This is a genomic window from Streptomyces sp. NBC_00400, assembly GCF_036048035.1.
Taxonomy (GTDB): domain Bacteria; phylum Actinomycetota; class Actinomycetes; order Streptomycetales; family Streptomycetaceae; genus Streptomyces.
On sequence record NZ_CP107940.1, the window covers coordinates 818,995 to 844,681 of the forward strand.

A 25,687-nucleotide genomic window follows, 5' to 3' on the forward strand; every position below is an offset into this window, starting at 1 on the left:
TCCCAGCCCGCAGCGGCCGGCTTGGGCACTTTCACCTGTACTCGCCCGGCAGGCACGTGGGCGTGATCGCGATGGACTTCATCAACCACCACAGCGCGGTGACGGCCGCCGTCGTCAAGATGAACAAGACGGGCCGGTGCCCCGTCGTGCTGGATACAAGCGATACCACGGTGTCCGGTGTGCCGTATGGCGGTGGCGCGGGACAGAGTTTCAGGCTCGTCCCGCAGGCCGACGGTTCCACCGGCATCCGCAGCAGGTACTTCTGGACTGGCTCATAGCCGATTCCCGCCGAGGGTTTTCCCGTTCCTGTGGAGCTGGAAAAGCGCTCAGACCATGCAGGGCTCGGACAGGCCGGCGGGGTGCTGCGCACCGCATGCCTGCTGACCGCCGCTGGCGGGCCCCTGGTGGGGGTGCATCGTAAAGCACTACCCACCCCTGCGCGTTCGCCGGAGAATCGACCGCATGGTCCTGTCATCTCCCGTACGCCTGTGGCTCCTCCCCAACGCTGCTCTCCTGACCGCACTGGCCGCCTGGGGCATCGTCCGCTATCCGCACCTGCCGAGCCGGATACCGCAGCACATCGGCACCGATGGGGTGGACGCCTGGACGGACCGGTCTATCGGTAGCGCCTTCGCGCTCGTCTTCGTGCACATCGGCGCAACTGTTCTGCTGACCGCCTGCGCGGAGCTGACACTGCGGGTCACTCCAAGCGCCGAACTCCCGGACGGCGTTGCGCCCTTCGGCAACGGACTGGCGAGGTCGTCGCTCAACAGGCCTCGCACACGCGCCTCCGCCCTCTGGACCGCCCGGGCGTTGCTGACACTCAACGCCTGCGTGGGCATGTCGCTTCTGATCGGCTGCACGGTCCTGTGGCGTTCGGCGCCGGAGCGAGACGTATCCGGCTGGCTGTTCACCGCGATGATCGCGCCGATCCTCGCCGGGACCGGTCTGACGGTGGCGTCCGCCATTCGCGACCGCCGAGCACCTGCCCGCTGAACTTCGATTCCTATGCCATCGCGATGGCTGCTACGGCGCTGACCTTTACTTTCTCCTTGACGGCTGCCAAATGATTTTCGCAGCCGGAGCGACGTACGCCGGAACATGGACACCGCCTCTGGCTCAACTCCCGCCGCATACGGCCAGGTGGCGGCCGCTATCCGCTTCCGGGGCCCACAGTGGGCTCGCGCTGCTGATCAGCCGTCCGTGGCGGGCGAGGCGGGGCCGGGCTCGGCCTACGTGGCTCCGCGGGACGCGGCAACCGCGAGGTCGTCGCGGGTCGAACGACGTACCCTCGCCGATCGCAGCCCCAGGAACACCAGCAGCCCGAAGGGCGACAGCAGGATCGTGAAGGCGAGCAGGGGCCCCATCAGCAGGGCGGGGATCCTGAGCCGTCTGGCCTCCCGGTACATCCACTGCCCGATGAGGAGATCCCAGCCAATGACCTGCGACCAGATGGCTCCCGCGCCGTCCGCGAGTGCCGTCAGCTCGCGGAAGGTGCCGAGGTCCGGGCTGCTGACCGCGGTCCAGAGTTCGGGGAACACCGGGACAGCGAGCGCGAGATAGACGAACAGTACGGGCACCACGGTCACCGGCGACCCGGCGATGCGGGCGGTCGGGCCCCACGCGGGGGCGAAGATCATGAGCAGCCAGACGGGTGCGGCCAGCCAGAAGGAGAGCTCGAAGAGGAATCCGGTCATGACACGAGTTCCTTCGAGGGACTGACGCCGTCAGCAGTTGCCTTGCCCGCAAGGGGAGTCGGAACCCGCAGGGATCCGTACGTCCCGAGAATGACGGCCACCAGGATCAGGCCGGCCACCCCCAGCGTCACGCCGTCCGGCTGGATCAGCGGCTGGCCCCGCAGCGCCTGCCAGAGGACCAGAGCGAAGGCGGCGGCGTACACGCCCGAGGCGAGCAGCACCAGGCGCAACCGGACCCGGTCGTCGGCAAGGCGGACGAAGCGCGGTGCGAGGGCGGTCAGCACCATGACCAGCAGCGGCAGGAGCTGCAGTGCATGCATACCGACGAAGTGTGGGATCCGCAGATCTCCGCCGGTCGTCGACCAGCCGGTCAGCGGCATGGAAGGACCGCCGTCCGGCACGCCCACGCTGTGCGCGCCGACCACCTTGGAGACGCCGCGCCGCTGCCCCGGCGCGGGCTGTGTCATCAGGAATCCGACGGCGGCCCCGGCCAGCGCCAGGACGATGCCCGAGCGCATCGCCCAGGCGGACGCACGGTCGGCGATTCGGGCGCGGAGCAACAGCACGGCGACGGCGAGCGTGCCGAGCCACAGAATGACGACCGTGACGGCCATCGCGTTGAACAGCGCCTCGTCGAAGGGCGTTTCGTGGTTGAAGTGGCTGCGCTTCCCGCGCATCGCCTGCCCGGCGATGATCACCATCTCGACGAGGCTGGCCAGCGCGACGACCGTCCCCGCCCACCAGCCCACGCGTCGGCCTCGGCGGAGAAGCGAAAGCATCCAGGCCAGGGAGAGGCAGTACGCCACGAAGGAGACCGAGAACTTGAACGGCTTGAACCAGATCGGCGCGCCCACCAGCACGCGGTCGTCGGCGACGAGCCCCACGGCCGATATGGCTGCCATCACCACCACTGCCGCCGAGCACAGCACCAGCGGCCGATGCCACGACCGCCATGGAGCCGAAGACGACCACGACGGCACAGACCACGAAGACGGAAGTAACGAAGACACAGAGAACCCCCTTATGGATAGCGGCACTATCCGCTATCCGATAGCCCAACTATCTATGATGGGAGGCGAAGCCGGCAAGGGCCGGCGAGGCGAACAGGGCGAGGACAAGGAGTGAACCGGCAGTGCGAATCGGAGAGTTGAGCCGGACAACCGGAGTGCCGGTGCCGACGATCAAGTACTACGTCCGCGAAGGGCTGCTGCCTCCGGGGGAGCTGACCAGCCCGAATCAAGCGACCTACGGCGAGACGCACGAGCGCCGGCTGCGGCTCATCCGCGCCCTGCTCGATGTGGGCGGCATGAAGGTGGCCGACATCGCGGACGTACTGACCGCCATCGACGATCCGGCGCGTCCGCTGCACAAAGTGCTCGGTGCCGCCGCGGACCGCCTCGGCAACGCAAGCGTCGCGCACGAGGACACCGAGTCGGCGGCCGCGCATACCGCCGTCGCCGACCTCGTCTCCCGGCGTGGCTGGCGGACGCACGAGTCGGACCCCGCCGCGGCCGACCTGTCCAAGGCCCTTGCCTCCATGGCCCGGTTGGGGCACGGGGCGTTCGTCGAGGTACTCGACGACTACGCCGACGCCGCCGAGCAGGTCGCCCGCGCCGACCTCGTGTACGTGGACCGGCGGGTGTCGGTCGAGGACATGGTGGAGAGTGTGGTGATCGGAACCGTACTGGGCGAGGCGGTGTTCAGCGCGCTGCGCAGGCTGGCCCATGTGGACGCCTCAGCGAAGCTGTACGGCACGGACGGGCCGCCGGAGCAGAAGACGAGCTGACCCAACGCAAAGCGGAAGAGGCTCAGCGCCCGAGCCCAAGGAGATCTTTGAACGGCCACGCCGGGCCCGTGTGTCAGGGCTAGCATCCGCACCCCGTGAGCCTCGGCTCGGCCGGGGAAGGAAGCCGGCCGTACCGGTAGTGCCCCAAGAACCCGTCCTACCGGATCGCGGTGGGCGAGCACCGTGCCCGCGGCCGGACTGCACCCCAAGACAGCGCTGCAGGTGTCCCGATGGAACCGGTCCAGCGATGTCCTGATCGTCATGTCCGTACGTGACGCCAACCCCGCCCTGAAGCGCGCCGACCGTTCCCCACAGGACCCTTGCCGTGCGAGCCGGCTGGTCAGCGACCCGAATCCGGAACCTCGCGCGGGGCGGACGAAGCCTGGTCCCCGGGCCGAGCGACCCAGCCGGCGGTGACGGCCAGAGTACGCAGGACGGTAGCGCCGGCGAACACCACCGAGGAGACCGGCCATCCCATCCATCGCGTCAGATCACCTCGCAGGACGGGATCGACCTCGACGGTCACCCGGATGTATCTGCTCTGCAACCTGGTGACCTTGGCGGACCGAGGTGCCGAGACATCCGGCCCGCGCCGCAATGCCGCGCGGTAGCTCTCCTTGCGCTGGCTCATGCCTCATCCTGACGCTTGATCAGTTCCTCCGCGAAGTCCATGTACGCCGAACCCTTGGCCTGGACCGGGTTCCCGAAAGACTGGGCGTACAGATCGAGCCGCGCGATATGGGTGTCCAGCACCTCGAAACCCCGCTCGGTGAGTGCCTCGCGAGCGTCCGCATCGGGCCCGGTGCGCGTGGCATCGGGGCGGTTGGTGCGATTGAGCAGCACCGCCGAGCGGGCCGGCTCGGCACGCAGGGACTGCACGTCCGCCATCTCGCCCAGGATGGGTGCCATCCGGTCCAGTTCGATGGGGGCGGGGGTCACGGGCACGATCCACTCCCCGGCGTACCTCATGATGCTGCGGGCGATGCGGGGATGGTCCTCCAGCTGGGGCGCATCGAGCACGACGGCCTGCCGGTCACCGAGGAAGTCGTTCACGCGGCGGTGGACGTCCCCCACCGGCAGAGCGATCACCGGAAACGGAAAGCCATGGGCCAGCTCGCTCCAGCGCAGCGCGGAAGCGGCCGGGTCACCGTCGACCAGCAGCGGCGACATACCCGACTCATGAAGCGCATGGGCCAGCCACACAGCACTCGTCGTCTTCCCGACGCCGGGCTTGAGATTCACAAACGCACAACTCAAAGGCACAAGAAAGGACAATAAGGGGTGCAATCGCCCAGTTTCGGTCGGCACGACGGCGTGGTCTCGTGGTTCACCCGCAAGCAGTGAGAAACGCTCGGCCACTGGGCCGGCGTGAGTGCGGCGTATCGCCTCCGCGCCCCACGTGAGGTGCACCGGCACTCGGAGAGGCAACCCCCGAGAGCGGCCGGTCCGCCCTCCGCAGTCAGAGTTCCTTTTTGCGTTCAGAAGCTCACTGAACCGCGTTCCGGATGAAGACCGTGTCCTATGTGGTGAGGCGGCATCCGGCCACGGAGCCGCGGCAGAAACCCGTTGGCGGACCACGGCGACCACTGCTACCTTCCGGAAGGCCGTGCGAGAGAACGAGGAGGTGGTACCCGTGAACGCAGTATCGACATGGGTGCTCTCCTCCGGGGTCACGGTCGGGCGATAGGTCGTCCGGGAGCGCCGTTCAAGCGCACTCCCGAAAGGCACGACCATGCACTTCACTTCTGAACAGCACCTCGACGACGGCATCCTCGAACGCGAATTCACCCTCGGCGAGATCCCTGGCATCCTGTGGACGCCCGCATCCACACCCGCACCGGCGCCGCTGATCCTGCTCGGCCACCCTCCGCTCGGACTGCGCAGGATGCACCCCCGGCTGGCGGGACGGGCCCGGCACGCCGCGGCGGACGGGTTCGCCGCGGCCACCATCGAGCTCCCCGGGAGCGGTGACCGGCCCCGTTGGGCCGCCGCCGAGCAGGCCCGCGCCGACCTGCGCCGGGCCATGGAGGCCGGCGAGCCGGTCGGCGATGAGATCATCGACGCCCTCGTCCTCCCGCTCGTCGAAAAGTCGGTCCCGGAATGGCAGGCCGCCCTGGACGCCCTCCTGCAGCTGCCCGAGATCGGCGGCCCGGTCGGGTACTCGGGGGGAGTGATCTCCATCGGCATCCGGCTTGCGCTGGTCGAGCCGCGCATCTCGGCCGCCGTCCTGTTCGCCGGGAGCCTCGTGCCCTCTGCCATGTTCGGGGAGGCCCGCCGGGTCACCATTCCGCTGCACGTCCTGCTGCAGTGGGACGACGAAGGGAACGACCGGCAGACGGCCCTGGACCTGTTCGACGCCTTCGGCTCCAAGGAGAAGACGCTGCACGCCAACATGGGCGGGCACAGCGGCGTCCCGCAGTTCGCGGGGGACGCAGCGGCCCGGTTCTTCGCCCGGCACCTGCGCTGACCGCAGGCCGGCGCCGCCAGGCCAGTAGACGGCGGCCGAGCGTGAGCTCGCCGGCACCGTCCCGCGGACCGAACCGGTGCGGCTCGGGGTGGTCCTGAGCGCGGGCTCGGCGATCCTGCCCGCCGCACTCGCACACCTCGCGGAGGCCGACCCGCAGATCACGGTCACCACCGGTGAGGGCACCACACCCACCCTGATCCGGGCGCTGCGCGCGGGCTCGCTCGACCTCGCCGTGCTGACGTCCCGCCCACCCCACCGGCCCTTCGACGGCGACGCGCCGCGCCTGCACCTCGAGACCGTCGCGGACACCGAACTGGTCGTGGCGGTGCCGTCGACCGGAGACTTCGCCGGACGCACCACGGTGCACGTCGACGAGCTGGTCGACGCCGCATGGATCGCCACCCCGTCATCGAGCTCCGAGCCGCTGCTCGGCGTCTGGCCCGGCCTGCCCGGACGGCCGCGCATCATCCACTCCGTGCGCGACTGGCTGACAAAGCTCCAGCTGGTCGCCGGCGGCTTCGGCGTGACCACGGTGCCGTCCCGACTCTCACCGGTGCTGCCGCCCGGGGTGAGCCTGCTGCCCGTCGACGGCGCACCCCCCGAGATCCGCCGGGTGCTCGTGGCGCGCCTCCCCGGCCACCCCGCCCCGGCGATCACGGCCGTCACCCGAGCGATCACTTCGACCGCCTGAACCGCCGCCAAGGCCGCGCACCCGAGAAGTTCTTCTGCCCCTTGAACGCGATGAACTTCCGGACCGGGGCGGCACGTTCGAAAGGCTCGTCCCAGTAGCGAGCCAGTGATCCAAGTCGCCCGACTCCGTCGACGCTGACGAATCCCACCGGTACGTCCGACGCGTACTCCCAGGAGGACCCCGCCTCCGCAGGCTCGCCCACGACCACCTCCCCGACGCCCTCGCCCTTCACCGTGAGCGTCGGACACCCGGCGGGATGTCATGCCCCCCGCTTGCTGGGGACGCCCCGGAGGCGACGGCGCGCGAGCGATTCCGCCGCGCCGGCCGAGGGCTCCCGGACGAAGTCGGGTTGCTCGCCGGCCATCCAGCGTTCGGTGGCCAGGCGGGCCGACGGGTCAGCCGTGTCGGCATCGGTGCGGCCCGCCCAGCCGTCTGCTTCAGGTTCGGTTTCCGAGCCGGAGCTTCAGTTGTCGGCCAGTGTGCGGTCGAGGAGGGGGAGCAGGTGGTCCCAGTGGCGCTGCAGTCCGGCGGGGTCGAAGGCGTCGGTGTCGGACATGGTGAACCCGTGGACGGTACCGGGGTAGATCTCGGAGGTGTAGCCGACACCCGCGGCGTCCAGGGCCCGGTTGAGCTCGCCCAGGGCCTCGGGCGTCAGGTCGCTCTCGGCGTGGCCGAAGTGGACCTGGGCGGTGAGGTCAGCGAGAGCATCAGGCCCGTCCGCGCCCACGGGACCGTGGAATGCGGCGACGGCGGCCACCTGCCCGGGGTGGGCCGCGGCGGTGCGCACCGCCAGGAGGCCGCCTATGCAGTAGCCGGTCACCGCGACCGGTCTGGCGGCGACCTCGGGCTGGGCGGTGAGGAACGTCAGGTAGGCGTCGGCGTCGCTCAGGACACGTTCGGCGGTGTGCGCCTCGATCAAGGGCATCAGCTGGGCCATGAGTTCGGGCCGGACCTCTTCCCCGATGTGCTCGGGAAGGCCGATCACCGGTGCCGGGCCGTGCCGGTAGAAGAGGTTCGGGACGAGCACGTAGTACCCGTGTCCGGCCAGCTCGCGGGCCATCTCCCGCAGCACCGGCCGGATGCCGAAACCGTCCGGGTACATCAGCACCCCTGGGTGCCGTTCGCCCTGGCCGGGGAAGGCGACGAAGGCGTCGGCCCGGCCGTCCGCGGTGAAAATCTGGAGCGTCTTGGTGGGCATGGATTCTCCTGTCGTGGTGATGTGCCGAGCCTGTGATCAACACGACGGAGGCGGAGCCCGCGCAGCAGCGCAAGATCGTCGATCGAACAGCGGGCCCGTTCCGGCCCGTAGGGCGCTCAGGAGAGCACCGGGTCACCAATCCGTGCGTGGCGCAATGCCGTCCCGGTATTCATAACCGCACAGCCTAACCCACCGGGCAAAAGCCGTCGCCGCGCCGGGTTGGGGGCTGACCTGGCTGGCCTGTCTTCCGCGAAAGGGGTCGGCCTCCGCGGCGGTGTGCCAGGCGGGTCAGGGCTGCGACGAGCAACATCTCCCCCTCCTGACACTGCGCGAGGCCCGAGCGGCGAGCGAGTTACTGCAACTGCAGGACTCAGGAGGCGGCGAGAGAGCGTACGCGGCTCGGTATCTGGCCGGGAACCTGGCCCGTCGGATCCCGACCGACGGAACGCATGATCAGCTGCCCCTTGCCCAACCATGCACGGTCGAGACTCCTCAGCCAAGGTGCCGTCTTTCTCGTGAGCATCTGCGGAGGCTCGGCCCTTCCCTCGCCTCCCAAACCGGTGGACAAACGCTGCCACTGAAAGCGACGCAGCCAGGCAGCTGAGCGCTTGCAGGCGGCTGCGGCTTCGTACGGTGAGATGGCCGTTGCCGACAGGAAGGTGGGCGGATGGTTGCCCTTCGAGAACCTGTATGCGGGCAGCCCCATGTCACAGCGTCGCGACGGTGAGGACCAGCTTGCCGGTGGTGTGCCCGGATTCGATGCGGCGGTGTGCCTCGGCGGCCTGTTCCAGCGGTAGGGCCTCGACCTGTACCCGCAGAGTTCCCTGAGCTGCGGCCTGTACGGCGCGGCGCAGGGCCAGCCCGGCGTCTTGGGGGAAAGCCGCGGAGAAGGCGGCGAGGTTGAAGCCGGAGACAGTCTTGTTGGTGAACCACAGGTGGTTGGCGGGAATGTCGACGTCTTCGGCGCCCGAGGCGTTACCCATCACCACCAGCCGTCCCATGGGGGCCAGCCGGTCCAGGCTGGCGGTGCGGGAGGGGCCGCCGACCATGTCGACGACGATGTCGAACTCGCCTGCCTCGGCGACCTGGTCGCGCAGGATCACCTCGTCGTAGCCGAATCGCTTGGCGGTCTCGATCTTCGCCTCGCTGCCGACCGTCCCGACCACACGGCCGGCGCCCAGCAGCCGGGCGGCCTGGCCGAGCTGGCTGCCCACACCGCCCGCCGCGGCGTGGACCAGGACACGGTCTCCGGGCTCGATGTGCGCCACCCGGTCCAGGACGAGGAAGGCGGTGGTGCTGTTGGAGGGGAGCGCCGCGGCGACGCCGAGTCCGATGCCGAGACCGTCCAGCGGGGCGACCAGGTCCGCGGAGGTGACCACCACCTCGGCGTAGCCGCCGCTGTCGACGATCGTCAGCGCAGCCACCGGCTGGCCGACGGTCAGGTCCGTGACGCCCTCGCCGAGGGCGCGGATGCGGCCCGAGACTTCGATGCCGGGCACGAAGGGCAGCGGTACGTCCACCACGCCGCGCCGGTAGAGCACCTCGGCGAAGTTGGCGCCCGCATAGGCCACGTCGATGGCCACCTGTCCGGGGCCGGGCTCGGGGACCGGCACCTGCTCGACGCGGAGCACCTCGGCCTCGCCGAACTCGGGAATGGTCACTGCCTTCATCTGCGTGTTGTTGCTGTTCATGGCAGTGATCCTGCTGGGCTGTCACGATGCCCGGCAGTGTCCGCTCATCCTGGGTGTGACACCACCAGGCTGGTGTGCGTGCCCATGAGCTGCTCCAGCCTTTCTTGGGTGCCGGTACTCGGGCGGGGGTTGTGCAGGATCAGGTGGTGTCCGGGCAGTTCGGGCAGCGCCAGCAGGGTGGCATCGAAGACCAGCTTTCCGGCTTCGGGATGGTCGACCGCCTTGACCGCGCTGGTGTGCTCGGCCACGTCGTGGCGGTCCCACAGCTCGGCGAATTCCGGGCTGCTCTGCGCCAGTTCCTCGGCGATGCGGTCGAACTCCGGGTCCTCCGGATAACGGGCGGCGTCGGCGCGGAACCCGGCGACCACGTCTGGGGCGGTGTCGGCCCAGTGCCGTTGCAGGACCCGGTAGCGGACGTTGGTAAAGAACGAGACCAGGCAGTTGTGGTCGCTGTCGCCGTAGCCGAACACGATGCGGGCGGCTTCGTTGATGTCGGTGAAGTTCCAGTGGCGGTCGCGGATGTACCCGGGCCGCGGTGACCAGGCGTCCAGCAGCCTCTGCACCTGCGGCGGGGCGGGCACGGAAGGCGCGGAGGCGAACTGCGGTGGGTTGAGCCCGGCCAACAGGTACAGATGCACGTGCTCGGTGGGATCCAGCAGCAACACCCGTGCGATCGCGTCGAGGACCTCCTCCGACACCTTGATGTCGCGCCCCTGCTCCAACCACGTGTACCAGGACACCCCGACCCCGGCGAGCACCGCGACCTCCTCGCGCCGCAGCCCCGGCGTCCGCCGCCGCCCACCATCCGGCATACCGACATCAGCAGGCGAGACCCGAGCCCGGCGACTGCGCAGAAACTCACGAAGCTCGACGCGACGACGGTCACGAGATACGGCAGAACGATCGCTGGTCATGGCCTCCACCCTAAACAGCGCGCTCGCACGACTCCGGCCGACGGCCAGCGGTGCTGAGGAAAGGAAGCACGTTGGCCGCGCCGACGGCCCTCGCCTCACACCGCACCCCGCCACATCCGCGACCCTGGACGCCAGACGCTCGCTTTTCAAGCAACTCGAAGACGAAGACTGATCATCCGCCGGAAGGAGCCGGGAGAGCTGTCAGACCCCGCCTACGGCCTGATCGGCGGTGAGCTTCGGCCGGCGCCGGCGGCCGTTTTCCGATGTGTCAGCCGCTGGGCACTGCCGGTGGCCGTGTCTTTGCTGGTCAGCCCTTGATGGAGAAGAAGATCGTGTCCTGGGCATACCAGTCGAGGTGATTCGTGCCGTACTCCCACGATTCGTGCTCGACATCCAGCTTCTCGATGAGGACTTGGACGTCATGGGTGAAACCGTCGTCCATCCTGTCCAGGACCCCGCGGTAAGCCTCTGCGGCGGGCTTGGCCTTGTCCAGCGGGAACATACCGATGTGCGGGCCGTCCACGGGATACGGGATGTAGAAGGGGATCTCTTCTGGCGGCCCTGAAAACAGGTAGTCGTGCGGCAAGAGGTCAGCACTCACGCCCAGTCGGCGCAATTCGTCGTCCAGCAGCCCGAAGAAGGTGGAGGGCTTCGAGTACACGCCTAGCTCGTCGGGGTCGGAGCCGTTGCGGTCGATGATCAGCTGAAGGGCGCTGTAGTAGGCGGCGGCCGCATACTCGGCGTCTGAGCTGGCGTGCCCGGCTATCAGGTGGTCGAGCGCGTCCGGAATGGACAGGCCCCAGTCGATGCCCTGGTGGTCGAGGTCGAGTTGCCTGGCCTGCGCGAGCTCGCGAATGACGCCGAGGGTGCGCTGCTGGTCAGATGTGAGGTTTCCGGCAGCCCCGAGAAAAGCCACGACGTCGGCCTTGTCAGCGCTGTTGAACGAGATGATCCGGCTCATGATCGCCATGTTGTCGGACACCACTGACATCGGACTCTGCGAGCGGGGAGTGATGGAGCAACCCTCTGTGGTGGCCTGCCGCGTCATGAGGCAGACTCGGCATCTGGGCGTTCGGGCATGTGGTGATGGGGACCTTTGAAAACGGCCGGGGCTGCTCCTCGCCCCACTTGCTCGGTCTTTGAACTGTCTGGGGAAGATGGGGAGCGAGGAGCGGTCCTTGATCACCAAAATGTAGGTTCTGGCCATACCTGGTGACTGGCGGATGGATCGGATCGGGCTTGCACGGCCCCGGTGGTGATGGTGGGCCCCGGGCCGTTGGCTCGATCGGTCCGCGAGCCTTGATCGTTGCCGAGCCTGCTGATTAGTTGGTCGGCATGGCTGAACTCGGACCCGTCGCCTGGCCGCCTGTCCCGATCAACACCGAGCGGCTCGTGCTCCGAGAGCCCGAAGCCCGGGACCGTGCAACATTCATCGAGCTGCTGGCCTCGCCAGAGGTGCACACCTACCTTGGCGGCCCCCGGCCGCGTGACGAACTTGAGCGCGAGATGCCCGGGGTGCCCGAGCGATGGCCGGGGAGTTTCGTCGTTGATCTCGACGGAGCGATGATCGGCCAGATCCTGCTCAGGAGGCCAACGGAGCATCGTCGCCCGGCTGCCGCGGGGAAGGCCGATCTCGGCTACCTGTTCCTGCCGCGGGCGTGGGGATTCGGGTATGCCGCCGAGGCGTGCGCGGCGGCACTCGACTGGTTCGACGGCGTCCTTCCCGGCGAGCCGGTGGTGCTCACCACCCAGACCGCCAACGTCGGCTCGATGCGCCTCGCGGCAAAGCTGGGATTCACCGAGGTAGAGCGGTTCCACGCCTGGGACGCCGAGCAGTGGCTCGGTTTGCGGTCCTCGGTCGCGCGTTCCGCTTGAGCTCGTGCTGGACGGCGCGGAGCCCCAACGCGACAGGCACTGCTGGGACGGAGCCCAGCGCGTCGAGCCCGTGGACGAAGGCGCGTTGTGGCCCGCCGGCCGGCAGGTCGGCGGCCCCGGTGAGTGGTGACGGTCAGCCGATGCTCACTGGAGGCGTCTGAGCGGGGCGATGTCGGTGACGCGGTTGGTGATCGTGGAGCGGGCGGCTTCCTGGGTGGCGAGCAGGGCGACGATCGTGACGGGCTGGTCGCAGTGGGAACAGTTCCGGACGGCCATCGGTGCCAGGGGGTCGACGGTTGCCGGAGCCGCCGGCTGCGGGACGGGCCGAACGGCCCGGAGGTGTTCCCCGAGGCGGCGTGCTCGTTCTTCGTCGCGGGTCCGGTTGCGCCTTCCTTCAGCCGGGCCTGGTAGGCATCGACATCACCGCGGCCGACGTAGCGACTGCCACCGAAGCCGCGACGGCACTTGGCGGGCTATGGCTCTCCAGCGGTCCGTCCGCCCCCTGGCACAACCCCAGCCAGGCCGGCGTCACCGTCCGCGCGTATGCCGACCTGCGACGCGCACCCCTACCAGCGGCAATTGACCCCGGCACCGGTTGAACCACGGTGGCCGGAGGAGTTCACGTAGTTCCGCGGGCTGGTTTCGCCGCCCCGGTACGACCAGCCACTCCCCCGACTGACCATCTTCCCTGTTCCCGGGCGACGACCGACACTACGGCGCTATTCGCGGACAAGGGGGCATTAGCTTACAAGCGGTTGCTGGAGCCCGCACTCGACAGCCCGGCCCTCGAACCGCTCGTGCGAGGCATCCCACCCATTCGCTCCCGGCGCGGACCGCGCCGTCGACGGCCCGCCAAACTCCACGGCGACAAAGGCTACGACTACAACCACCTGCGCCGATGGTTACGCAGCCGCGGCATCCGGCATCGCATCGCCCGCATGGACACCTATCTCGACAACCTGCTCTCCGAGACGAGCGTCCGGTACGGCAAGCCGGGCGGCATCGCCTACCACCACGTCACGGACACCTACATCGCGCTGTTCACGCACTTCATCCCGTGCGGGGTATGGGAGGCCGTCTACATCATCGAGGGTCTGCTGAAGAACACCAGCGAGGTGCAGCCGACCACCGTGCACGCCGATACCCAAGGCCAGAGCTTCCCTGTCTTTGCGCTTGCCCACCTGCTGGGCTTCGACCTGATGCCCAGGATCAGGAACTGGAAGGAACTGACCTTCTACCGGCCCTCCAAGCAGACGGAGTACGTGCACATCGACACCCTGTTCGGCGAGCCGGGCAAGAACGTCATCAACTTTCATCTGATCGAGTCCCAGTTCCGCCACCTGATGCGCGTGGCCGTCTCCGTACGCGAGGGCGCCATCTCCTCCTCCACACTGCTCAAGCGGTTGCGCTCCGGGTCACGGAAGAACGCCACCTCCGCCGCCTTCCGCGAGGTCGGCCGCGTGATCCGCACTGTCCAGCTGCTGCGCTAACTCTCCGACGCTCCGCTGCGCCGACGGGTGACCGCAGCGACCAACAAGGTGGAGTCGTTCAATCGATTCTCCCAGTGGATCGGCTTCGGCAACCGCGGGGTCATCGCCGACAACGACCCGATCGAGCAGGAGAAGGCGATGAAGTTCAACGCTCTGCTCACGAACTCGGTGATCTTCCACTATGCCGTGGACATCGCGGAGATCGTGCGGCAGCTGCTGGAGGAGGGATGGGAGATCTGCCCGGAAGACCTGGCGCACATCTCGCCGTACCTGACCGAGCACATCAACCGGTTCGGCGAGTACAGCACCCACGAACTCGGCATCCGGCCCGAAGCGTACGACCCGAACTCGACGTCGGCTTCACCCCGCTGCGCGAGCAGGACCTGACCGCCGCCGGCCTCGGTCAGGCCGCTTGACCGCGAGCCTTCTTGTGTGAGCGCTGGCCGGCGTCACTCCGACGGCTTTTACCAGGGCACGGGCTGGTCCTCGTAATTGACGAATTTCAGGCCCGGTTCGCCGCTGTGGTGGTCGATCGTGCCCACCACGCCTGGGACGGACTGGTCGATGGTCAGCGGTGCGTCCGGCCCGCCGAGTTCGGTGCGGACATGGCCGGGGCAGATGAGCAGGAGCGTGTGCGCGGCGTCGGCGTACCGGGCGGCGTAGCTGCGCATTAGCTGGTTGAGGGCGGACTTGCTGGCTCGGTAGACGTCCTGGCCGCCGTTGGTGTTCAAGCTGATACTGCCCTGGCGCGAGGACATGACGCCGATGGTCCCGGTCGGCGCGACCAGCGAGCGGAAGGACTCGACGACGCGCATGGGGCTGAGCGCGTTCGTGACCATGACCTCGGCAAACATCTCCTCCGGGACGTCGCCGATCGGAATGTCGCCCCTCGTGATGGCGGCGTTGACGAACAGCAGGTCGAGGGTGTGCCGGGCCAGGCGCTCGCGCAGCGCGGTGACCTGTTCTGGCTTCGTCGTGTCCAGTGACTCGACCATGACCCGGCCCCTGGATGCCTCGGCCAGGTCGTGGAGAGCGGTGCGGCGACTGCCCCGGACGGTTCCGATGACGTCCCAGCCGCTTTGCGCGTACTCGGTGGCGAGGCCGAGCCCGAGGTTGCGGGATGCCCCGACGATGAGAGCGGTCCTGGCGCTCATGCCTGGACCCGGACCGCGGGCTCCAGGACCTTCTCACACCATGTGCGGAAGGTGGTCGGACTCGCGGTCTGAGGGGTGCGCTGCACGCCGTCGTCGAGGCCGTTGTCCTTGGCGCGCATCATGTCGACGTAGCCTTCGACGAGCGCGTCCCCGAAGCCGTGTCCGGTGAGTTGGGCGCGGAAGTCGTCGAGCGACTGCCGCTCATAGCGGACTGGGCGGCGCAGCACGTCGGTCATGATGCGCGCCATGTCGTTCGCCGAAAGGTCCTCGGGGCCCAGCACCGGAACCTCGCCCGTCCCCGTCCATGAGCGGTCGAGCAGCAGGCCGGCGGCGGCCGCGGCGATGTCCAGGGCGGCGGCCGCCGGTGCACTGCGGTCGGCGGAGACGGTGTCGGTGAACACGCCGTCGTCGCGGATCGAAGCCACCTGCCGCAGCAGGTTGTCCATGAAAGTAGGGTTCGCGAGCGCGCGGTAGGCCACGCCTGTACTCGCGATGAGGTCGTCCATGGCCAGCGACGCCGTGACATGTCCGGCGCGACTGGCGACGGGTGTGCCACGGCCGAGCGCCGAGACGCCGACCACGTGCCCCACCGCGTGGGCCGTGAACGCCTTTGCGGCGGCGCGGGTGAACCCGGAGTACGCGGCGTCCAGACTCGGCGCCCGCGGGTCTGGCGGAGCCAGCCAGAAGACGGCGTCCGCGCCGGCGAAGGCCCGATCGATGACCTCGGGGTCGTCGTGCGAGCCGGTGACGACGTCGACGCGGGCACGGACCGCGTCGGGGAGTTTTGCGGGGTCGCGCACGATGACGCGCAGTTCTTCGCCACGAGCGGGAGCCTCATTGAGCAGGGTGTCCAGGAGCCTGCTGCCGATCCGGCTGGTGGGGGCGGTGATGACGATCATGTTTCGAGTCTCGGGGCAGCCCGCCTGCGGCGTCCAATACCCTTCCTGGGCAATTGATACCGTAAAGGCATGGATCTTGATCTGCGCAAGCTCCGCTACTTCGTCGCGGTGGCCGAGCACCGGCACTTCGGCCGGGCGGCGCAACAGCTTTACATCGCCCAGCCGGTTCTCAGCCGTCAGATCAAAGCGCTTGAGCAGGAGTTGGAGTGCGCTCTGCTTGTGCGGACCACGCGACGCGTGGAGCTGACCGCCGCCGGGGAACAGCTCCACGAGGAGGCGAGAAAGATTCTCGCGGCTGTCCCCGCAGCGGTGCAGCGCGTGCACGACGTTGATCGGGGTGCCCAACGGCTCGTTGTCGCCTTTTCTCCCGGACTGCACGTGTCGGATGCGATCCGGGCGTTCTCGTCGCGCCGCCCGGACGTCGAGACCGACGTCGTCCCGGCGCGCTGGTGGGAGCAAGACGCGCCGCTCCGGGACGGCCGGGCCCAGGTCGGGTATCTGCGGCAGCCGTTCGACGACTCGGGGTTGCACACCATCCCCATCGGCCATGAGCCCAGGGTCGCTTGTATGCCCGCGGCGCACCCGCTGGCGTGCCGTGGCAAGCTTGCCTCCGCGGACCTCGGCGGCGAGCGGCTGCTCGACGCACCGACGCGGCGGACGTCTTCACTTGAAGAGAAGTTCGAGCTCATCGCCTCCGGGCACGGCATCGCGCTCGTCCCGCTGAGTGTCGCGCGCTCCTACTCCCGCCCCGACCTCGCCCACCTCCCCGTCACGGATGCCCCGAGGATCGGGACATGCCTGGCCGTCCTCGCGGACCGGCGGGAGAAACTGCTGCGCGACTTCCTGGAGATCGCCACCGCGACGCTGCGGCACACCTAAACGATCAGCGGGCAAGACTGCGTTCCGGGTGGCTTGGCCTTCCGGCTGGCCTTCCCGGGTGACCGGGTCCGCTGCGCCCAGACCGGCATGCCGGTCGCTCCGCGCTCGCGTTCTTGTCGATCACTGCCGGGAGGCGCCTCCATGCCCATGTCCCCGAACCGGGGCCCCACCGCTGGTGGCACCCTGGTCACGATCACTGGCGCGTACCTGGCCGGCACCCGCGAAGTGCTGTTCGGCTCCAGGCCCGCCACCCACATCACCCAGGTCTCGCCGACACAGGTCACCGCGGTGTCCCCAGCTGGCAACGGCGTGGCCGGCGTAACGCTGATCACCGCCGCGGGCGTCAGCAACGCGGCGCCGTTCCACTAATTCGGCCCACCCCACCTGTGTGGCATCAGCCCTGCCTCCGGCCCGCTCGCAGGTGGAGCCACCCTCGGTCGCGGGGTGTTCCTGCTCGTACGGGGCGCCGGCGGCCGGGTTCTGGCCGTCGGTCTCGGCGAGCTGGCGCTCCGGGGCCCTGGTCGGGGCCCGGCTGCTGCGGGCGGTGCGCACTCTGATCGTCCGGACGCTGCGCACGTGGTGTGTCGCCACCTGGGTCTTGGTGCCCGGCTTGCAGTGCTTGACGAAAACATATTCCCCGGGCCGCCGCGGAGGCCCGGGGAATATGTTCGTTCTGCTCAGAGCCCGCCGCAATGCGATGCGGAACATTCGGGCCCGATGGGCTCCAAGAAGAGCGCAGGGGCACTCATCACGAGCCGTCTTCAGTCGTTGCCCACCTCGAGCAGCCAGCCATCGCTCTGCTCGGTGCACATGTAGCCGGCCGTGTGACCGTTGTCCGTCAGCGCTGCCCCCTTGTCCATGCACGCCTTCTGGGTGGGGAAGCCACGGTAATCCGCTGCCTGTGCCGCCCCCATGCTGATCGTGGTGGCCGCCGCTATACCGGCCAGGACGACAGCTGCCTTGCTGAGCTTCTTCCGCATATCCTCGCTCTTCCGAAGTGTTTCCGTGGACGATCACCACGCTGCCCGGCCCCGCTAATGGATCACTAAATGATCACTAACGTTCGGCGCAGGGCCCACGACGAAGGCGGCCCGCCCGAGTGATCCACCCCGGGGCGCCGGGGGGGCACACGCAGATCAAAGGCGGGAGCCAGACTGCCTGCGCCTCCGATTCGGATCGTGCTGCACGACGGCACAGGAGCTGGTCGGACGGCTGCACCGCAGCTGGCAGGGCAATACCGATATCTGGTAGGCCCACCTCAGCAACGGCACCGGCCGGCCGTTCGCTGCTTGCAGGTCAGGGGCGGTACCCGCTGCGGTCCAGGTCTGCGTCGAGGACGGCCAGGTCCGGGTGGTCTCGGAGCTGCTGCTCGCGCGCCCATTCGTCGAGTCGGCTTTGTGGGCGGCCTGCCCGGCCTCGATGGCGGTGTCGGCGACGGTGGCGAGAAAGGCGAAATCCTCGCGGCTCAGGCCGTGGTAACGGTTGGCGGGGCGTAGCTGAAGGCCATGCTCGCAGTGGCGCCGGCCGCGGTGAGTTCTCGAACAGCCATCGCCGGAAGGAAGTGTCCTGGGTCTCCCCGGCGGGGTCGTCGTTGTCGTACTCGGGATCGTCGTAGCGGGGGCCGATGATGGGCTGAGATCTCTTCTGAATGTCGGTGATCAGCGGTAGGGGCTCCAGCCGCCGAAGCGGGCCATCAGCTTGCGGGCAGCGTCCTCGTTCAGGCCGGGGGCCGCGGCGGCCTGTTCGGCCGTCGTGTCCTGCCGCGCATCGTGGGCCGGCCAGTACCCAACGTGTTCGGCAGTCACCTCCAGCCGGTGCGCTGCCCGTACAGCCGCCAGCGGTGAAGTCTTCGCCAGCTTCTCGATCTCCTCCTGCACTTGGGCCGGCAAGACAGTGACCGTCTCCGGCAAGGGAATGGCCGCCTGTTCGACGTCGGCGGTGTGCGTGTCCCAGTCCTCCATGCAGGTGTCCGCCGTACCGTGAGCTGCCTCGGCCAGCTTCTGCTCGCCGATCATGTCCCAGTCCAGGCGGTGTTCTGGGCCATTCCAGCCGCAGGAGCTCACCGCGCGCAGTGCGGCCGCCCGCGGCCCGTACGCGATCTGGCCGTCGTAGACGCTCCCCTGCGACACCGACTGGCCGTCCGCACCAGAGCCCGTATCGAAGAAGACGGAGGCCGGGACAGTGCCGTCGGCCAGGAGCACGCCGACCGCGCCCTCGTGGGAAGAGCCGAACTCCTCCGTCGTCCACATCTCCCGCTCACCCATGACAATTCTCCAGCCGCTCTGCCCACACCCTTGGCGCCCCGCGCGGGCCCCGAAACGGCGATGCCGCAGCACTGACAGGCCCACTACCGGATTCACCGAACGCGTGAAGCCAGTGTTCAAACCGGTGGACCGGCTCGCGGGCTCCGTGCGCCCCGTACGACCGGATCTTCGTCTCCTTCGCCCTCCCCTGCGTGCCGGGGGCGTTGATGGATCAACTCGCCCCAGGAGGGCGGATGCTGATGCACATTACGACGACGACGCCGTCGTGGCCCGCGCTGGCGGTGATCTCCCGGTGCCCGGACGGGCGGGTCACCTCGCACCTGCGGGCGGTGGAATTCGCCCACCGGGCGGGGCACGGCCGGAAGTAGATCTTCCTGTCCGCAGCGTTCCGCGAGCGCATCGCAGCGCGGTCCGCTGGTAGCGCGGAGGCTCGGGCCTTCCGATCCGCTGGGGTACCGCCGTCGGATGAGGCCCGCGGCTTCTGGCTCGCGCTGGACGCCCTGCACCCGGGCCTGGTGCGGCACAGGGGGGTCGACGACTTGGTGATCGGCGCGCCCGGCTGCGGTTCCTGGATGGCCGCCCGCCCGGACGGTGCCGGCACGTGGACGGTCACGGCCAGCGGCCCGCGGGACATCTGGGCCGAGATCCGCGAGACGACCGTCCGGTGGCGGGCCGCCGGGGAGCCGGAGGTCTATCGGCTCGATTTTGAGTCCGACGGCGAACAGCGGGTGAGCGCCGGCCGCGGGCAGGGGGCCTTGACCTGGCGGTTGCCCACGCCGCACACCGTCACCGAGGAGGCAACGCAATGACCACACCACCACGGGGAGACGAGCCAATGGGCATGAGTGCCGCCAGCCCCCTGCGGTCCGGCGGGTGCTTGTGCCGGAGGATTCGCTTCATCATCAACGGCGAGGCCGACTATCCCCACGTGTGTTTCCCTGATGATTGAGTGAGTTCAAGCGACTCACAGGGGTGGAAGTTGGACGAGTGGTGGCTGGTGTTCGTGCCGGATCCGGAGCGGTGGGGGCCGCTACCGAAGTACGGGGTGCTGGGGGTCCGCGACCTGCCGGCCGCCTTGGACGCGGTGGGACTTCGGCCGGGCGATCCGGTCTTTGTACGGCCTGATTTCGTCGTGGACGCGGAATTGTTGCAGTTCACCCTCTCTCCAGATTTCCGCAACCTGGAACGGGAATCGCGTCGGAATTACGCGATAGACATCCGTTTGCTGCTGTCGTGGCTTTGGCGGCGGGGTGTTCCCTGGCGGGCGGCGACCATTACGGATTTGCGGGCGTACAAGGAATTCCGCGTCGACTCGCCGTTGAATCCACAGCGGATCGGTGGAACGAAGTGGAACCGTGAGGCAGCCGCTCTGACCCAGCTCTACAAACACCGCATGAACGCCCGGCACGCGACCACCCTCCTGCGGGCCCTGCTCGTCCTTGCGACCAACGAAGTCCAGCGATGGCGGACGATCACGCTCCCGATCAGCACGAGCACCGCCACCCGAACATCACACCAGCCCCGCTGACCAGCAAAGACCACGATGGCGGTCTCTCACTGGACGTCCAACAGCACCTTCCCTTGCGCGCGGCGCTCGTCGAGTTCGAGCAGAGCCTGCGATGCCTGCTCAAGCGGGAAGCGCCGCCCAATCACGGGCTGAAGCTTGCCGGCCCGCAGGAGAGGCAGTAGCGCGGCCCACTGCTCCTGCAGATAGGAAGGCTGCTCCACCCAGAACGCGCCCCAGCCGACTCCTGAGACGTTGAGGTTGTTGCGCATAAGGCTGTCGACCTTGATCTGGGCAACGTCGCCGCCCGTTGAGCCGACGACCAGAAGGCGGCCCTCGCGCGCGAGGATGCGCAGCGAGCCGGAGACCCGGCCGGCTCCGACCGGGTCCACGACGATGTCAACGCCGCGATTTCCGGTCAGTTCCAGCACCGCGTCCTCGAAGGCGTCGGCCAAGACGACCTCATCGGCGCCGGCAGCCTTCGCCGTATCGATTTTTCCCGATGCGGACACGACCGCGACCACCCTGGCATCCAGTGCGGCGGCCAACTGCACCGCGGCGGTGCCGACGCCGCCGGCTGCTCCGTGCACCAAAACCGTCTCACCCGGCTTCAGCTGCGCCCGGCGCACCAGGGCGAAGTGCATGGTCAGATAGTTCATGGGCAGGGCCGCGCCCGTGTCGAAGGACACGTTGTCGGGGAGCGGGAAGACCGCCGTCGGCGGGGCGGTCACCGTCTCGGCGTATCCGCCGACCCCGGGGAAGGCCGCGACCCGCTGCCCGGCTGTCAGGCCGCTGTCCGAGGGGGCGGACCTGACGACTCCGGCGACCTCGGTGCCCGGGATGAAGGGAAGGGTCCGCCGCAGGTGGTACTCACCGCGGCTCTGTGAAACCTCCGGAAAGGTCACGCCGGCGACGTGCACGTCGATGACGACCGACTCGGCATCGACCGTCGGTTCATCGACTTCGACGAGCTCTATGGCGTCGGGACCCTTGAGGGTGGTGATGTGCATAGCACGCATGGGGGGCTCCTGGGATGGGGCAACAGGAAGGAACGGCACGGTTACTTTTCGCGCCTCGGTACTCTTTAAGAACCGTGACCAGCATGGTGTACCAGCCGCATCCCGATCAATAAGGCACTTTTTGGTGTCCCGGTTCTCTGGAGGTAACGATGACCCCGACTGATAGCCAGTCGCAGCAGGACGCGGGCCGGGCCCGCGTCGTCCTCGGCATGGTCGGGGACAAGTGGTCGCTCCTGGTCGTGTGCCGCCTCGATCTGGGGCCGCGCCGTTTCACCGAACTAAAGCGAACCGTCGACGGAATCAGCCAGCGCATGCTCACCGTGACCCTGCGGAGCCTGGAACGGGACGGCATCCTGATCCGCACCGTCCACAACGTGATGCCGCCTCACGTCACCTACGAGCTCACCCCGATGGGCAGAACGCTCTACGAAGCCACCGCGCCCCTCCGGAAGTGGACCATCGAGCACCTGGCGCACATCGACGACGCCCGCGCGGAATACGACGCCCGCGCCAACGCCCAGCCCGCCGAGGCCGTCAAGAGTCACAGCTGATCGTTCCCGACCCGACCGCGCATCTCGCGGGTGAACTGGGAGTCCTCGCGTTCAAGCGAGGCTACGCCCAGTGGTCCGAAAGCCATCGTGATGACGCGGAAGGGCTCGCACCACACGCACTGGCAGCCTTGAACGCGCGCTTCTTCGGGTCGGACTCGTTGTCCTGGACGTGCACCCCGGTGAGGCGATTGCCGCGTCCGGCGGGACCCCGCTGCTGGTCGCGATGCACGACCCGTACGGGGCGCGGGTGCTCGGCGTCATCCACCTGAAGGATGTCGTCAAGGACGGCATCCGCGAACGCTTCACCGAACTGCACCGGATGGGCATCCGTACGGTGATGATCACCGGCGACAACCCGCTCACCGCCAAATCCATCGCGCAGGAAGCAGGCGTGGACGACTACCTCGCCGAAGCCACCCCTGAGGACAAACTCACGCTGATCGTCCAGGAACAGGAGGGCGGCAAGCTGGTCGCGATGACCGGCGACGGCACCAACGACGCCCCCGCACTGGCCCAGGCGGACGTCGGTGTCGCCATGAACACCGGGACCTCGGCCGCCAAGGAGGCCGGGAACATGGTGGACCTGGACTCCAACCCGACCAAGCTCATCGAGATCGTCGAGATCGGCAAACAACTCCTCATCACCCGCGGCGCGTTGACCACCTTCTCCATCACCAACGACGTCGCCAAATACTTCGCGATCATCCCGGCCATGTTCGCCGGCGCCTACCCGGGCCTGTCCGACCTCAACATCATGGGCCTGCACAGCCCGACCTCCGCCATCACCTCCGCGATCATCTTCAACGCCCTCATCATCATCGCGCTGATCCCGCTCGCCCTGCGCGGCGTGCGCTACACCCCTGCCTCCGCCCATGACCTGCTCCGGCGCAACCTCACCCGCTACGGACTCGGCGGCCTCATCGCCCCGTTCATCGGCATCAAACTCATCGACCTGCTCGTCTCCCAGATCCCCGGCCTCGGCTGAGCAGCGCCCCGGGCCTCGGGAGGCGCAGCCGGGGCCGTACTCACACCCGGGCCTACGCCTGCGGGGCAGAGCTCCATGCCGAAGCCGGAGGCCTGGGAAGCAAGCCTGAACGGCGAGGTCAGCAGGGGCTGTTCGTCGAAACGTGGTGCGCACGTACAGCCCATCGGATTTGAGTCGGGGTCGCATCATCCGCCTTCGGGGTCGGTCATCCGCTATCCGGCCCCGATGTGTCATCGGACCACCGGACCCGGCGTCGGAACATGCAGTCGGTCGGGGCCCAGCCGAGTATCGGGGCGGCTCGGGACCATGTCTTCACGGTCGGGCACAGGACTGACCACAGGTTCCGGTCGCCGCCGGTCTCACGGGGCGCGCCCGGACCCGCCCGAACGCCCGGCAGAGGATGAGATGCCCTCGCCACCTCGCACACGTCGCCTCGCGCTCCTCGCCTCGTGCAGGGCCATGGGTTTTCCGGGACTGCCGGCCCGCATCGTGCACCGCGTCTTCCTCCGTCACGAGGTGAACCGAAGCGGGATGGCCGGTGGCGTAGAGGCCGGCGGTCCGGGGGCGGCAAACGACTGGCGTGGAGGAACGGGCCATGCGCTCAGTGCCCGTGTGAGGCCGCTCAGTCGGCGTGATCGGGCGGATCGGCGAAGTGGGCCCTTTTCCTGAGCTGGTGGCCGGGGACGAGTCGGGGCGAGCGTTGGATCGCCACCGGGGCCGCGTCATCGGTCAGTGGTCCTCCGACATGGGTGGAAGGGCCCGACTGGATCCGCGCGGAGATCGCGACCATCCGCGCCACGACGGACCGCCCGTTCGGAATCGGCTTCATCACGCCGTTCCTCTCCTTCACCGAGCCACTTTTCGACGCCGCACTGGAAGAGCGACCAGAGATCATCGCGCTGTCGTTCGCCGACCCCCGGCCGTGGCTTGCTCGCGCCAAGGACACGGGAGCCCGGGTGATGTGCCAGGTCCAGAACTACGGCGACGCGGAGGCGGCCGTCGCCGCGGGTGCCGACGTCCTCGTGGCGCAGGGCACCGAGGCCGGTGGCCACACCGGGACGATGGGCCTGCTGCCGTTCCTGGCCGGAATCGTGAAGCGCTATCCCGATGTTCCGGTGCTCGCCGCCGGGGGCATCGGCGACGGTCGAACTCTCGCGGCGGCTCTCACCGCAGGTGCGGACGGCGCCTGGTTGGGCACGGCATTTCTCGCCACGCCCGAAGCGGTCGAGGTACACGATGCCCACAAGCGCCTGATCGTCGAGAGTGACGGCAGCGACACCGTATGGACACGGACCTACGACATCGTCTCGGGGCTGCCGTGGCCGGCGGCCATCGGCGAACGCGTCCGCCGCAATCGGTTCACCGATGAGTGGTCAGAGCGTGAGGCGACGCTGCGGGACCGCACAGCGCAAGACGCGCCCTCGGAAGCCTCCGGCCCCGTCGACGCCCCACCCGACCCCGACACGAGCTCGGTCCTCTACGGTCAGTCGGCGTTCTTCGTCGATGCCGTCCGCCCCGCTGCGGACGTGGTCCGGACGATCAGTGACGACGCCGAGGCAATCCTCGCCTCGCGGCCTCGATCGCTGCTGAGCTGACCGGGAGTGTGAACGGCGAGACCCGGCCGATGGGACGGTGTGTCGGGCGGACCTTCCCCCGGTCACATCCGGCCGTATGTCAGACCGCCTACAGCCCGGGAAATCCATCGAACAGGTGTGGGCTCTCCCCCAGCAGCGAGCAGGTGGTCGCTTTCAAGCAGCGGTATCAAGCCGACTGAGTGCACCTGACCGCCAGCAATCTGCGGCGGCCCTGCGGCCCTACGACCCATGCGCGTTGTAGTGCACTTCCCGGTGAAGCGACACCCGCCGTCGATTGCGGCACCATCAGCGCGGTCGTGTGTCTTGCGGTGGCGTCGAGGGAGGCCTGTTCTCCCGGCTGCCGGCGGTGAGCATGGTCCGGGCTCGGCGTTCGACCAGAATCGGGACGTAGGTTCTGATCCTGGCCTGGTGCAGTTGGTCGTAGGCCGTTTTGACCAGTGCGTCGACGGTGGCCGGATCTACGGACGGGTACGCAGACCTTAAGCGCGCGATCACGTTCTGGACGGCGGTGAGTTCATCCTGCTGAACGCGCATAGCGGATCCTTCGGGAATCGCCGAATGAGCTTCGCGGTGCCGGGCCTCCCGCCCGGGTGGAATGCGATCACCGGTCACATGCGGCTGCTCGTCAGCCGTCATGAAAAGTATCCCCGGGTAGGACAAGGGTCACCACAGCGAACAGGCCATCGCCTTCCCCCGCGTCATAGCTCGACCAGGAGAGCAGGCCGGCATCGGAAAGGCGCTGCAGAGCGGAGCAGAGGAGGTCGGGGGACACCCCCAGGGCGGTGGCTGCGGCCGAGATCGGGAACGCCGCTGGGTGGGACAGGTGCACCTGCCGCGGATCGGCCACGAGATCGATGAGCAGTCCGGCGGCCACGTGCCCCTGCGGTACCTCGCGCGCCCGCAGCGCCCAGTTCACTGCCCAGTTCTCCGATATCACCGGCTGCACGGTTCATGACCTCCAGGCTCCACACTCCCGAGGCAGCCCATCGGTTCGCCGAGTCCGCCGCGTTCATTCTCCGGCAGCCCGG

At 68.5% G+C, this 25,687-nt stretch carries 29 protein-coding genes and 5 pseudogenes; 18 read left to right on the plus strand and 16 right to left on the minus strand.

What is annotated here, in order from left to right; translation table 11 throughout:
- Nucleotides 1–62: 62 nt before the first annotated feature.
- A complete protein-coding gene (locus tag OHS81_RS03665) occupies nt 63–278 on the plus strand; it encodes a hypothetical protein (RefSeq protein WP_328382370.1) in 216 nt (71 codons plus the stop codon).
- Nucleotides 279–462: 184 nt separating this feature from the next.
- Nucleotides 463–996, plus strand: coding sequence for a DUF1648 domain-containing protein (locus OHS81_RS03670; RefSeq protein WP_328382372.1), 534 nt, complete (start codon nt 463–465; stop codon nt 994–996).
- A 236-nt stretch (nt 997–1,232) separates the two neighbouring features.
- On the opposite strand, the gene OHS81_RS03675 is transcribed toward OHS81_RS03670, so the two are convergent.
- Nucleotides 1,233–1,697, minus strand: a complete 465-nt coding sequence (locus OHS81_RS03675; protein WP_328382374.1) for an ABA4-like family protein — start codon at nt 1,695–1,697, stop codon at nt 1,233–1,235.
- Entirely contained in the window at nt 1,694–2,599 is a 906-nt protein-coding gene (locus OHS81_RS03680; RefSeq protein WP_443058648.1) for a hypothetical protein, read from the minus strand. Before OHS81_RS03680 ends, OHS81_RS03675 begins: the two co-directional genes overlap by 4 nt.
- 230 nt (nt 2,600–2,829) lie before the next feature.
- Between OHS81_RS03680 and OHS81_RS03685 the strand changes: the two genes are divergently transcribed.
- Nucleotides 2,830–3,483 (plus strand): MerR family transcriptional regulator, encoded by a 654-nt coding sequence (locus tag OHS81_RS03685; protein WP_328382377.1) that lies wholly within the window; start codon nt 2,830–2,832, stop codon nt 3,481–3,483.
- A gap of 340 nt (nt 3,484–3,823) precedes the next feature.
- Here OHS81_RS03685 and OHS81_RS03690 read toward each other — a convergent pair whose 3' ends face one another.
- Complete coding sequence (locus tag OHS81_RS03690) at nt 3,824–4,114, minus strand: hypothetical protein (RefSeq protein WP_328382378.1); 291 nt, start codon at nt 4,112–4,114, stop codon at nt 3,824–3,826.
- A complete protein-coding gene (locus OHS81_RS03695; protein ID WP_328382380.1) occupies nt 4,111–5,292 on the minus strand; it encodes a ParA family protein in 1,182 nt (393 codons plus the stop codon). Before OHS81_RS03695 ends, OHS81_RS03690 begins: the two co-directional genes overlap by 4 nt.
- Between OHS81_RS03695 and OHS81_RS03700 the strand changes: the two genes are divergently transcribed.
- Complete coding sequence (locus OHS81_RS03700; protein ID WP_328382382.1) at nt 5,216–5,950, plus strand: alpha/beta hydrolase; 735 nt, start codon at nt 5,216–5,218, stop codon at nt 5,948–5,950. The two genes, OHS81_RS03695 and OHS81_RS03700, sit on opposite strands and share 77 nt — an antisense overlap.
- A gap of 76 nt (nt 5,951–6,026) precedes the next feature.
- Complete coding sequence (locus OHS81_RS03705; RefSeq protein ID WP_328382384.1) at nt 6,027–6,641, plus strand: LysR family substrate-binding domain-containing protein; 615 nt, start codon at nt 6,027–6,029, stop codon at nt 6,639–6,641.
- A 463-nt stretch (nt 6,642–7,104) separates the two neighbouring features.
- Here the strand turns inward: OHS81_RS03705 and OHS81_RS03710 are convergent, their stop codons facing one another.
- From OHS81_RS03710 to OHS81_RS03725, 4 genes are all read right to left on the minus strand, one after another.
- Nucleotides 7,105–7,839: a dienelactone hydrolase family protein gene (locus OHS81_RS03710; RefSeq protein WP_328382386.1), complete on the minus strand. Its 735-nt coding sequence runs from the start codon at nt 7,837–7,839 to the stop codon at nt 7,105–7,107.
- Between the two features lie 707 nt (nt 7,840–8,546).
- Nucleotides 8,547–9,530 carry a quinone oxidoreductase family protein gene (locus OHS81_RS03715; RefSeq protein ID WP_328382388.1) on the minus strand — a complete coding sequence of 328 codons (984 nt, stop codon included), beginning with the start codon at nt 9,528–9,530 and terminating at the stop codon, nt 8,547–8,549.
- A 44-nt stretch (nt 9,531–9,574) separates the two neighbouring features.
- Nucleotides 9,575–10,444: a helix-turn-helix transcriptional regulator gene (locus OHS81_RS03720; RefSeq protein ID WP_328382389.1), complete on the minus strand. Its 870-nt coding sequence runs from the start codon at nt 10,442–10,444 to the stop codon at nt 9,575–9,577.
- Nucleotides 10,445–10,751: 307 nt separating this feature from the next.
- The gene (locus OHS81_RS03725) at nt 10,752–11,435 is read right to left on the minus strand and encodes a DUF7691 family protein (protein ID WP_328390881.1); all 684 of its coding nucleotides are present in this window, start codon (nt 11,433–11,435) and stop codon (nt 10,752–10,754) included.
- 344 nt (nt 11,436–11,779) lie between these two features.
- On the opposite strand from OHS81_RS03725, the gene OHS81_RS03730 reads away from it, so the two are divergent.
- Entirely contained in the window at nt 11,780–12,319 is a 540-nt protein-coding gene (locus tag OHS81_RS03730) for a GNAT family N-acetyltransferase (protein WP_328382390.1), read from the plus strand.
- Nucleotides 12,320–12,463: 144 nt separating this feature from the next.
- On the opposite strand, the gene OHS81_RS03735 is transcribed toward OHS81_RS03730, so the two are convergent.
- Entirely contained in the window at nt 12,464–12,595 is a 132-nt protein-coding gene (locus OHS81_RS03735) for a hypothetical protein (RefSeq protein ID WP_328382392.1), read from the minus strand.
- An 80-nt stretch (nt 12,596–12,675) separates the two neighbouring features.
- Here OHS81_RS03735 and OHS81_RS03740 point away from each other — a divergent pair, with 80 nt between their 5' ends.
- The 3 genes and pseudogenes from OHS81_RS03740 to OHS81_RS03750 all read left to right on the plus strand — a co-directional run bounded on the left by OHS81_RS03740 (nt 12,676) and on the right by OHS81_RS03750 (nt 14,196).
- Entirely contained in the window at nt 12,676–12,918 is a 243-nt protein-coding gene (locus OHS81_RS03740; RefSeq protein WP_328382394.1) for a DUF6207 family protein, read from the plus strand.
- Between the two features lie 174 nt (nt 12,919–13,092).
- Nucleotides 13,093–13,257 (plus strand): annotated as a pseudogene (locus OHS81_RS03745) (IS5/IS1182 family transposase); the annotation flags it as partial.
- Nucleotides 13,258–14,196, plus strand: a pseudogene (locus OHS81_RS03750) (Tn3 family transposase).
- A gap of 77 nt (nt 14,197–14,273) precedes the next feature.
- Here OHS81_RS03750 and OHS81_RS03755 read toward each other — a convergent pair.
- Both OHS81_RS03755 and OHS81_RS03760 read right to left on the minus strand, forming a co-directional pair.
- Nucleotides 14,274–14,963, minus strand: coding sequence for an SDR family oxidoreductase (locus tag OHS81_RS03755; RefSeq protein ID WP_168482631.1), 690 nt, complete (start codon nt 14,961–14,963; stop codon nt 14,274–14,276).
- Nucleotides 14,960–15,862 carry an NAD(P)H-binding protein gene (locus tag OHS81_RS03760; RefSeq protein ID WP_328382396.1) on the minus strand — a complete coding sequence of 301 codons (903 nt, stop codon included), beginning with the start codon at nt 15,860–15,862 and terminating at the stop codon, nt 14,960–14,962. The genes OHS81_RS03755 and OHS81_RS03760 overlap by 4 nt, the downstream gene beginning before the upstream one ends.
- A gap of 69 nt (nt 15,863–15,931) precedes the next feature.
- Here OHS81_RS03760 and OHS81_RS03765 point away from each other — a divergent pair, with 69 nt between their 5' ends.
- Together OHS81_RS03765 and OHS81_RS03770 are read left to right on the plus strand one after the other, a co-directional pair.
- Nucleotides 15,932–16,741 (plus strand): LysR family transcriptional regulator, encoded by an 810-nt coding sequence (locus tag OHS81_RS03765; RefSeq protein WP_328382398.1) that lies wholly within the window; start codon nt 15,932–15,934, stop codon nt 16,739–16,741.
- A 141-nt stretch (nt 16,742–16,882) separates the two neighbouring features.
- Nucleotides 16,883–17,110, plus strand: a complete 228-nt coding sequence (locus tag OHS81_RS03770) for an IPT/TIG domain-containing protein (RefSeq protein ID WP_328382400.1) — start codon at nt 16,883–16,885, stop codon at nt 17,108–17,110.
- Nucleotides 17,111–17,502: 392 nt separating this feature from the next.
- Here OHS81_RS03770 and OHS81_RS03775 read toward each other — a convergent pair whose 3' ends face one another.
- Both OHS81_RS03775 and OHS81_RS03780 read right to left on the minus strand, forming a co-directional pair.
- Nucleotides 17,503–17,721: a hypothetical protein gene (locus tag OHS81_RS03775; RefSeq protein ID WP_168482627.1), complete on the minus strand. Its 219-nt coding sequence runs from the start codon at nt 17,719–17,721 to the stop codon at nt 17,503–17,505.
- Between the two features lie 678 nt (nt 17,722–18,399).
- On the minus strand, nt 18,400–19,005 hold the full coding sequence (locus OHS81_RS03780; protein ID WP_328382403.1) for a hypothetical protein: 606 nt from the start codon (nt 19,003–19,005) through the stop codon (nt 18,400–18,402).
- A 152-nt stretch (nt 19,006–19,157) separates the two neighbouring features.
- On the opposite strand from OHS81_RS03780, the pseudogene OHS81_RS03785 reads away from it, so the two are divergent.
- The 3 genes and pseudogenes from OHS81_RS03785 to OHS81_RS03795 form a co-directional block, all read left to right on the plus strand.
- A pseudogene (locus tag OHS81_RS03785) lies at nt 19,158–19,373 on the plus strand (protein-L-isoaspartate O-methyltransferase); the annotation flags it as partial.
- 171 nt (nt 19,374–19,544) lie between these two features.
- Nucleotides 19,545–19,814 (plus strand): hypothetical protein, encoded by a 270-nt coding sequence (locus tag OHS81_RS03790; RefSeq protein WP_328382404.1) that lies wholly within the window; start codon nt 19,545–19,547, stop codon nt 19,812–19,814.
- Between the two features lie 170 nt (nt 19,815–19,984).
- Nucleotides 19,985–20,533, plus strand: a complete 549-nt coding sequence (locus OHS81_RS03795; protein ID WP_328382406.1) for a hypothetical protein — start codon at nt 19,985–19,987, stop codon at nt 20,531–20,533.
- A 26-nt stretch (nt 20,534–20,559) separates the two neighbouring features.
- Here OHS81_RS03795 and OHS81_RS03800 read toward each other — a convergent pair whose 3' ends face one another.
- A complete protein-coding gene (locus tag OHS81_RS03800) occupies nt 20,560–21,519 on the minus strand; it encodes an NADPH:quinone oxidoreductase family protein (RefSeq protein WP_328382407.1) in 960 nt (319 codons plus the stop codon).
- A gap of 158 nt (nt 21,520–21,677) precedes the next feature.
- Here OHS81_RS03800 and OHS81_RS03805 point away from each other — a divergent pair, with 158 nt between their 5' ends.
- From OHS81_RS03805 to OHS81_RS03820, 4 genes and pseudogenes are all read left to right on the plus strand, one after another.
- Nucleotides 21,678–22,079, plus strand: a complete 402-nt coding sequence (locus tag OHS81_RS03805) for a winged helix-turn-helix transcriptional regulator (protein WP_328382408.1) — start codon at nt 21,678–21,680, stop codon at nt 22,077–22,079.
- Nucleotides 22,080–22,081: 2 nt separating this feature from the next.
- Nucleotides 22,082–22,210: pseudogene (locus tag OHS81_RS03810) on the plus strand (TetR family transcriptional regulator); the annotation flags it as partial.
- A gap of 56 nt (nt 22,211–22,266) precedes the next feature.
- A pseudogene (locus OHS81_RS03815) lies at nt 22,267–23,064 on the plus strand (HAD-IC family P-type ATPase); the annotation flags it as partial.
- Between the two features lie 749 nt (nt 23,065–23,813).
- Nucleotides 23,814–24,659, plus strand: a complete 846-nt coding sequence (locus OHS81_RS03820) for an NAD(P)H-dependent flavin oxidoreductase (protein WP_328382410.1) — start codon at nt 23,814–23,816, stop codon at nt 24,657–24,659.
- A 285-nt stretch (nt 24,660–24,944) separates the two neighbouring features.
- Here the strand turns inward: OHS81_RS03820 and OHS81_RS03825 are convergent, their stop codons facing one another.
- Both OHS81_RS03825 and OHS81_RS03830 read right to left on the minus strand, forming a co-directional pair.
- Nucleotides 24,945–25,295, minus strand: a complete 351-nt coding sequence (locus tag OHS81_RS03825; protein WP_328382412.1) for a three-helix bundle dimerization domain-containing protein — start codon at nt 25,293–25,295, stop codon at nt 24,945–24,947.
- Nucleotides 25,285–25,605 carry a hypothetical protein gene (locus OHS81_RS03830; RefSeq protein WP_328382413.1) on the minus strand — a complete coding sequence of 107 codons (321 nt, stop codon included), beginning with the start codon at nt 25,603–25,605 and terminating at the stop codon, nt 25,285–25,287. Before OHS81_RS03830 ends, OHS81_RS03825 begins: the two co-directional genes overlap by 11 nt.
- Nucleotides 25,606–25,687: the final 82 nt, after the last annotated feature.

Coding starts and splice junctions, on each gene's coding strand:
- OHS81_RS03700 (WP_328382382.1), top strand. CDS start 5,216: ATGCACTTCACTTCTGAACAGCACCTCGACGACGGCATCCTCGAACGC.
- OHS81_RS03760 (WP_328382396.1), bottom strand. CDS start 15,862: ATGATCGTCATCACCGCCCCCACCAGCCGGATCGGCAGCAGGCTCCTG.
- OHS81_RS03675 (WP_328382374.1), bottom strand. CDS start 1,697: ATGACCGGATTCCTCTTCGAGCTCTCCTTCTGGCTGGCCGCACCCGTC.
- OHS81_RS03805 (WP_328382408.1), top strand. CDS start 21,678: ATGACCCCGACTGATAGCCAGTCGCAGCAGGACGCGGGCCGGGCCCGC.
- OHS81_RS03730 (WP_328382390.1), top strand. CDS start 11,780: ATGGCTGAACTCGGACCCGTCGCCTGGCCGCCTGTCCCGATCAACACC.
- OHS81_RS03710 (WP_328382386.1), bottom strand. CDS start 7,839: ATGCCCACCAAGACGCTCCAGATTTTCACCGCGGACGGCCGGGCCGAC.
- OHS81_RS03695 (WP_328382380.1), bottom strand. CDS start 5,292: ATGCCAGGGATCTCGCCGAGGGTGAATTCGCGTTCGAGGATGCCGTCG.
- OHS81_RS03680 (WP_443058648.1), bottom strand. CDS start 2,599: ATGGCAGCCATATCGGCCGTGGGGCTCGTCGCCGACGACCGCGTGCTG.
- OHS81_RS03715 (WP_328382388.1), bottom strand. CDS start 9,530: ATGAACAGCAACAACACGCAGATGAAGGCAGTGACCATTCCCGAGTTC.
- OHS81_RS03770 (WP_328382400.1), top strand. CDS start 16,883: ATGCCCATGTCCCCGAACCGGGGCCCCACCGCTGGTGGCACCCTGGTC.
- OHS81_RS03755 (WP_168482631.1), bottom strand. CDS start 14,963: ATGAGCGCCAGGACCGCTCTCATCGTCGGGGCATCCCGCAACCTCGGG.
- OHS81_RS03735 (WP_328382392.1), bottom strand. CDS start 12,595: ATGGCCGTCCGGAACTGTTCCCACTGCGACCAGCCCGTCACGATCGTC.
- OHS81_RS03775 (WP_168482627.1), bottom strand. CDS start 17,721: ATGCGGAAGAAGCTCAGCAAGGCAGCTGTCGTCCTGGCCGGTATAGCG.
- OHS81_RS03825 (WP_328382412.1), bottom strand. CDS start 25,295: ATGACGGCTGACGAGCAGCCGCATGTGACCGGTGATCGCATTCCACCC.
- OHS81_RS03725 (WP_328390881.1), bottom strand. CDS start 11,435: ATGTCAGTGGTGTCCGACAACATGGCGATCATGAGCCGGATCATCTCG.
- OHS81_RS03765 (WP_328382398.1), top strand. CDS start 15,932: ATGGATCTTGATCTGCGCAAGCTCCGCTACTTCGTCGCGGTGGCCGAG.
- OHS81_RS03720 (WP_328382389.1), bottom strand. CDS start 10,444: ATGACCAGCGATCGTTCTGCCGTATCTCGTGACCGTCGTCGCGTCGAG.
- OHS81_RS03800 (WP_328382407.1), bottom strand. CDS start 21,519: ATGCACATCACCACCCTCAAGGGTCCCGACGCCATAGAGCTCGTCGAA.
- OHS81_RS03780 (WP_328382403.1), bottom strand. CDS start 19,005: ATGGGTGAGCGGGAGATGTGGACGACGGAGGAGTTCGGCTCTTCCCAC.
- OHS81_RS03670 (WP_328382372.1), top strand. CDS start 463: ATGGTCCTGTCATCTCCCGTACGCCTGTGGCTCCTCCCCAACGCTGCT.
- OHS81_RS03690 (WP_328382378.1), bottom strand. CDS start 4,114: ATGAGCCAGCGCAAGGAGAGCTACCGCGCGGCATTGCGGCGCGGGCCG.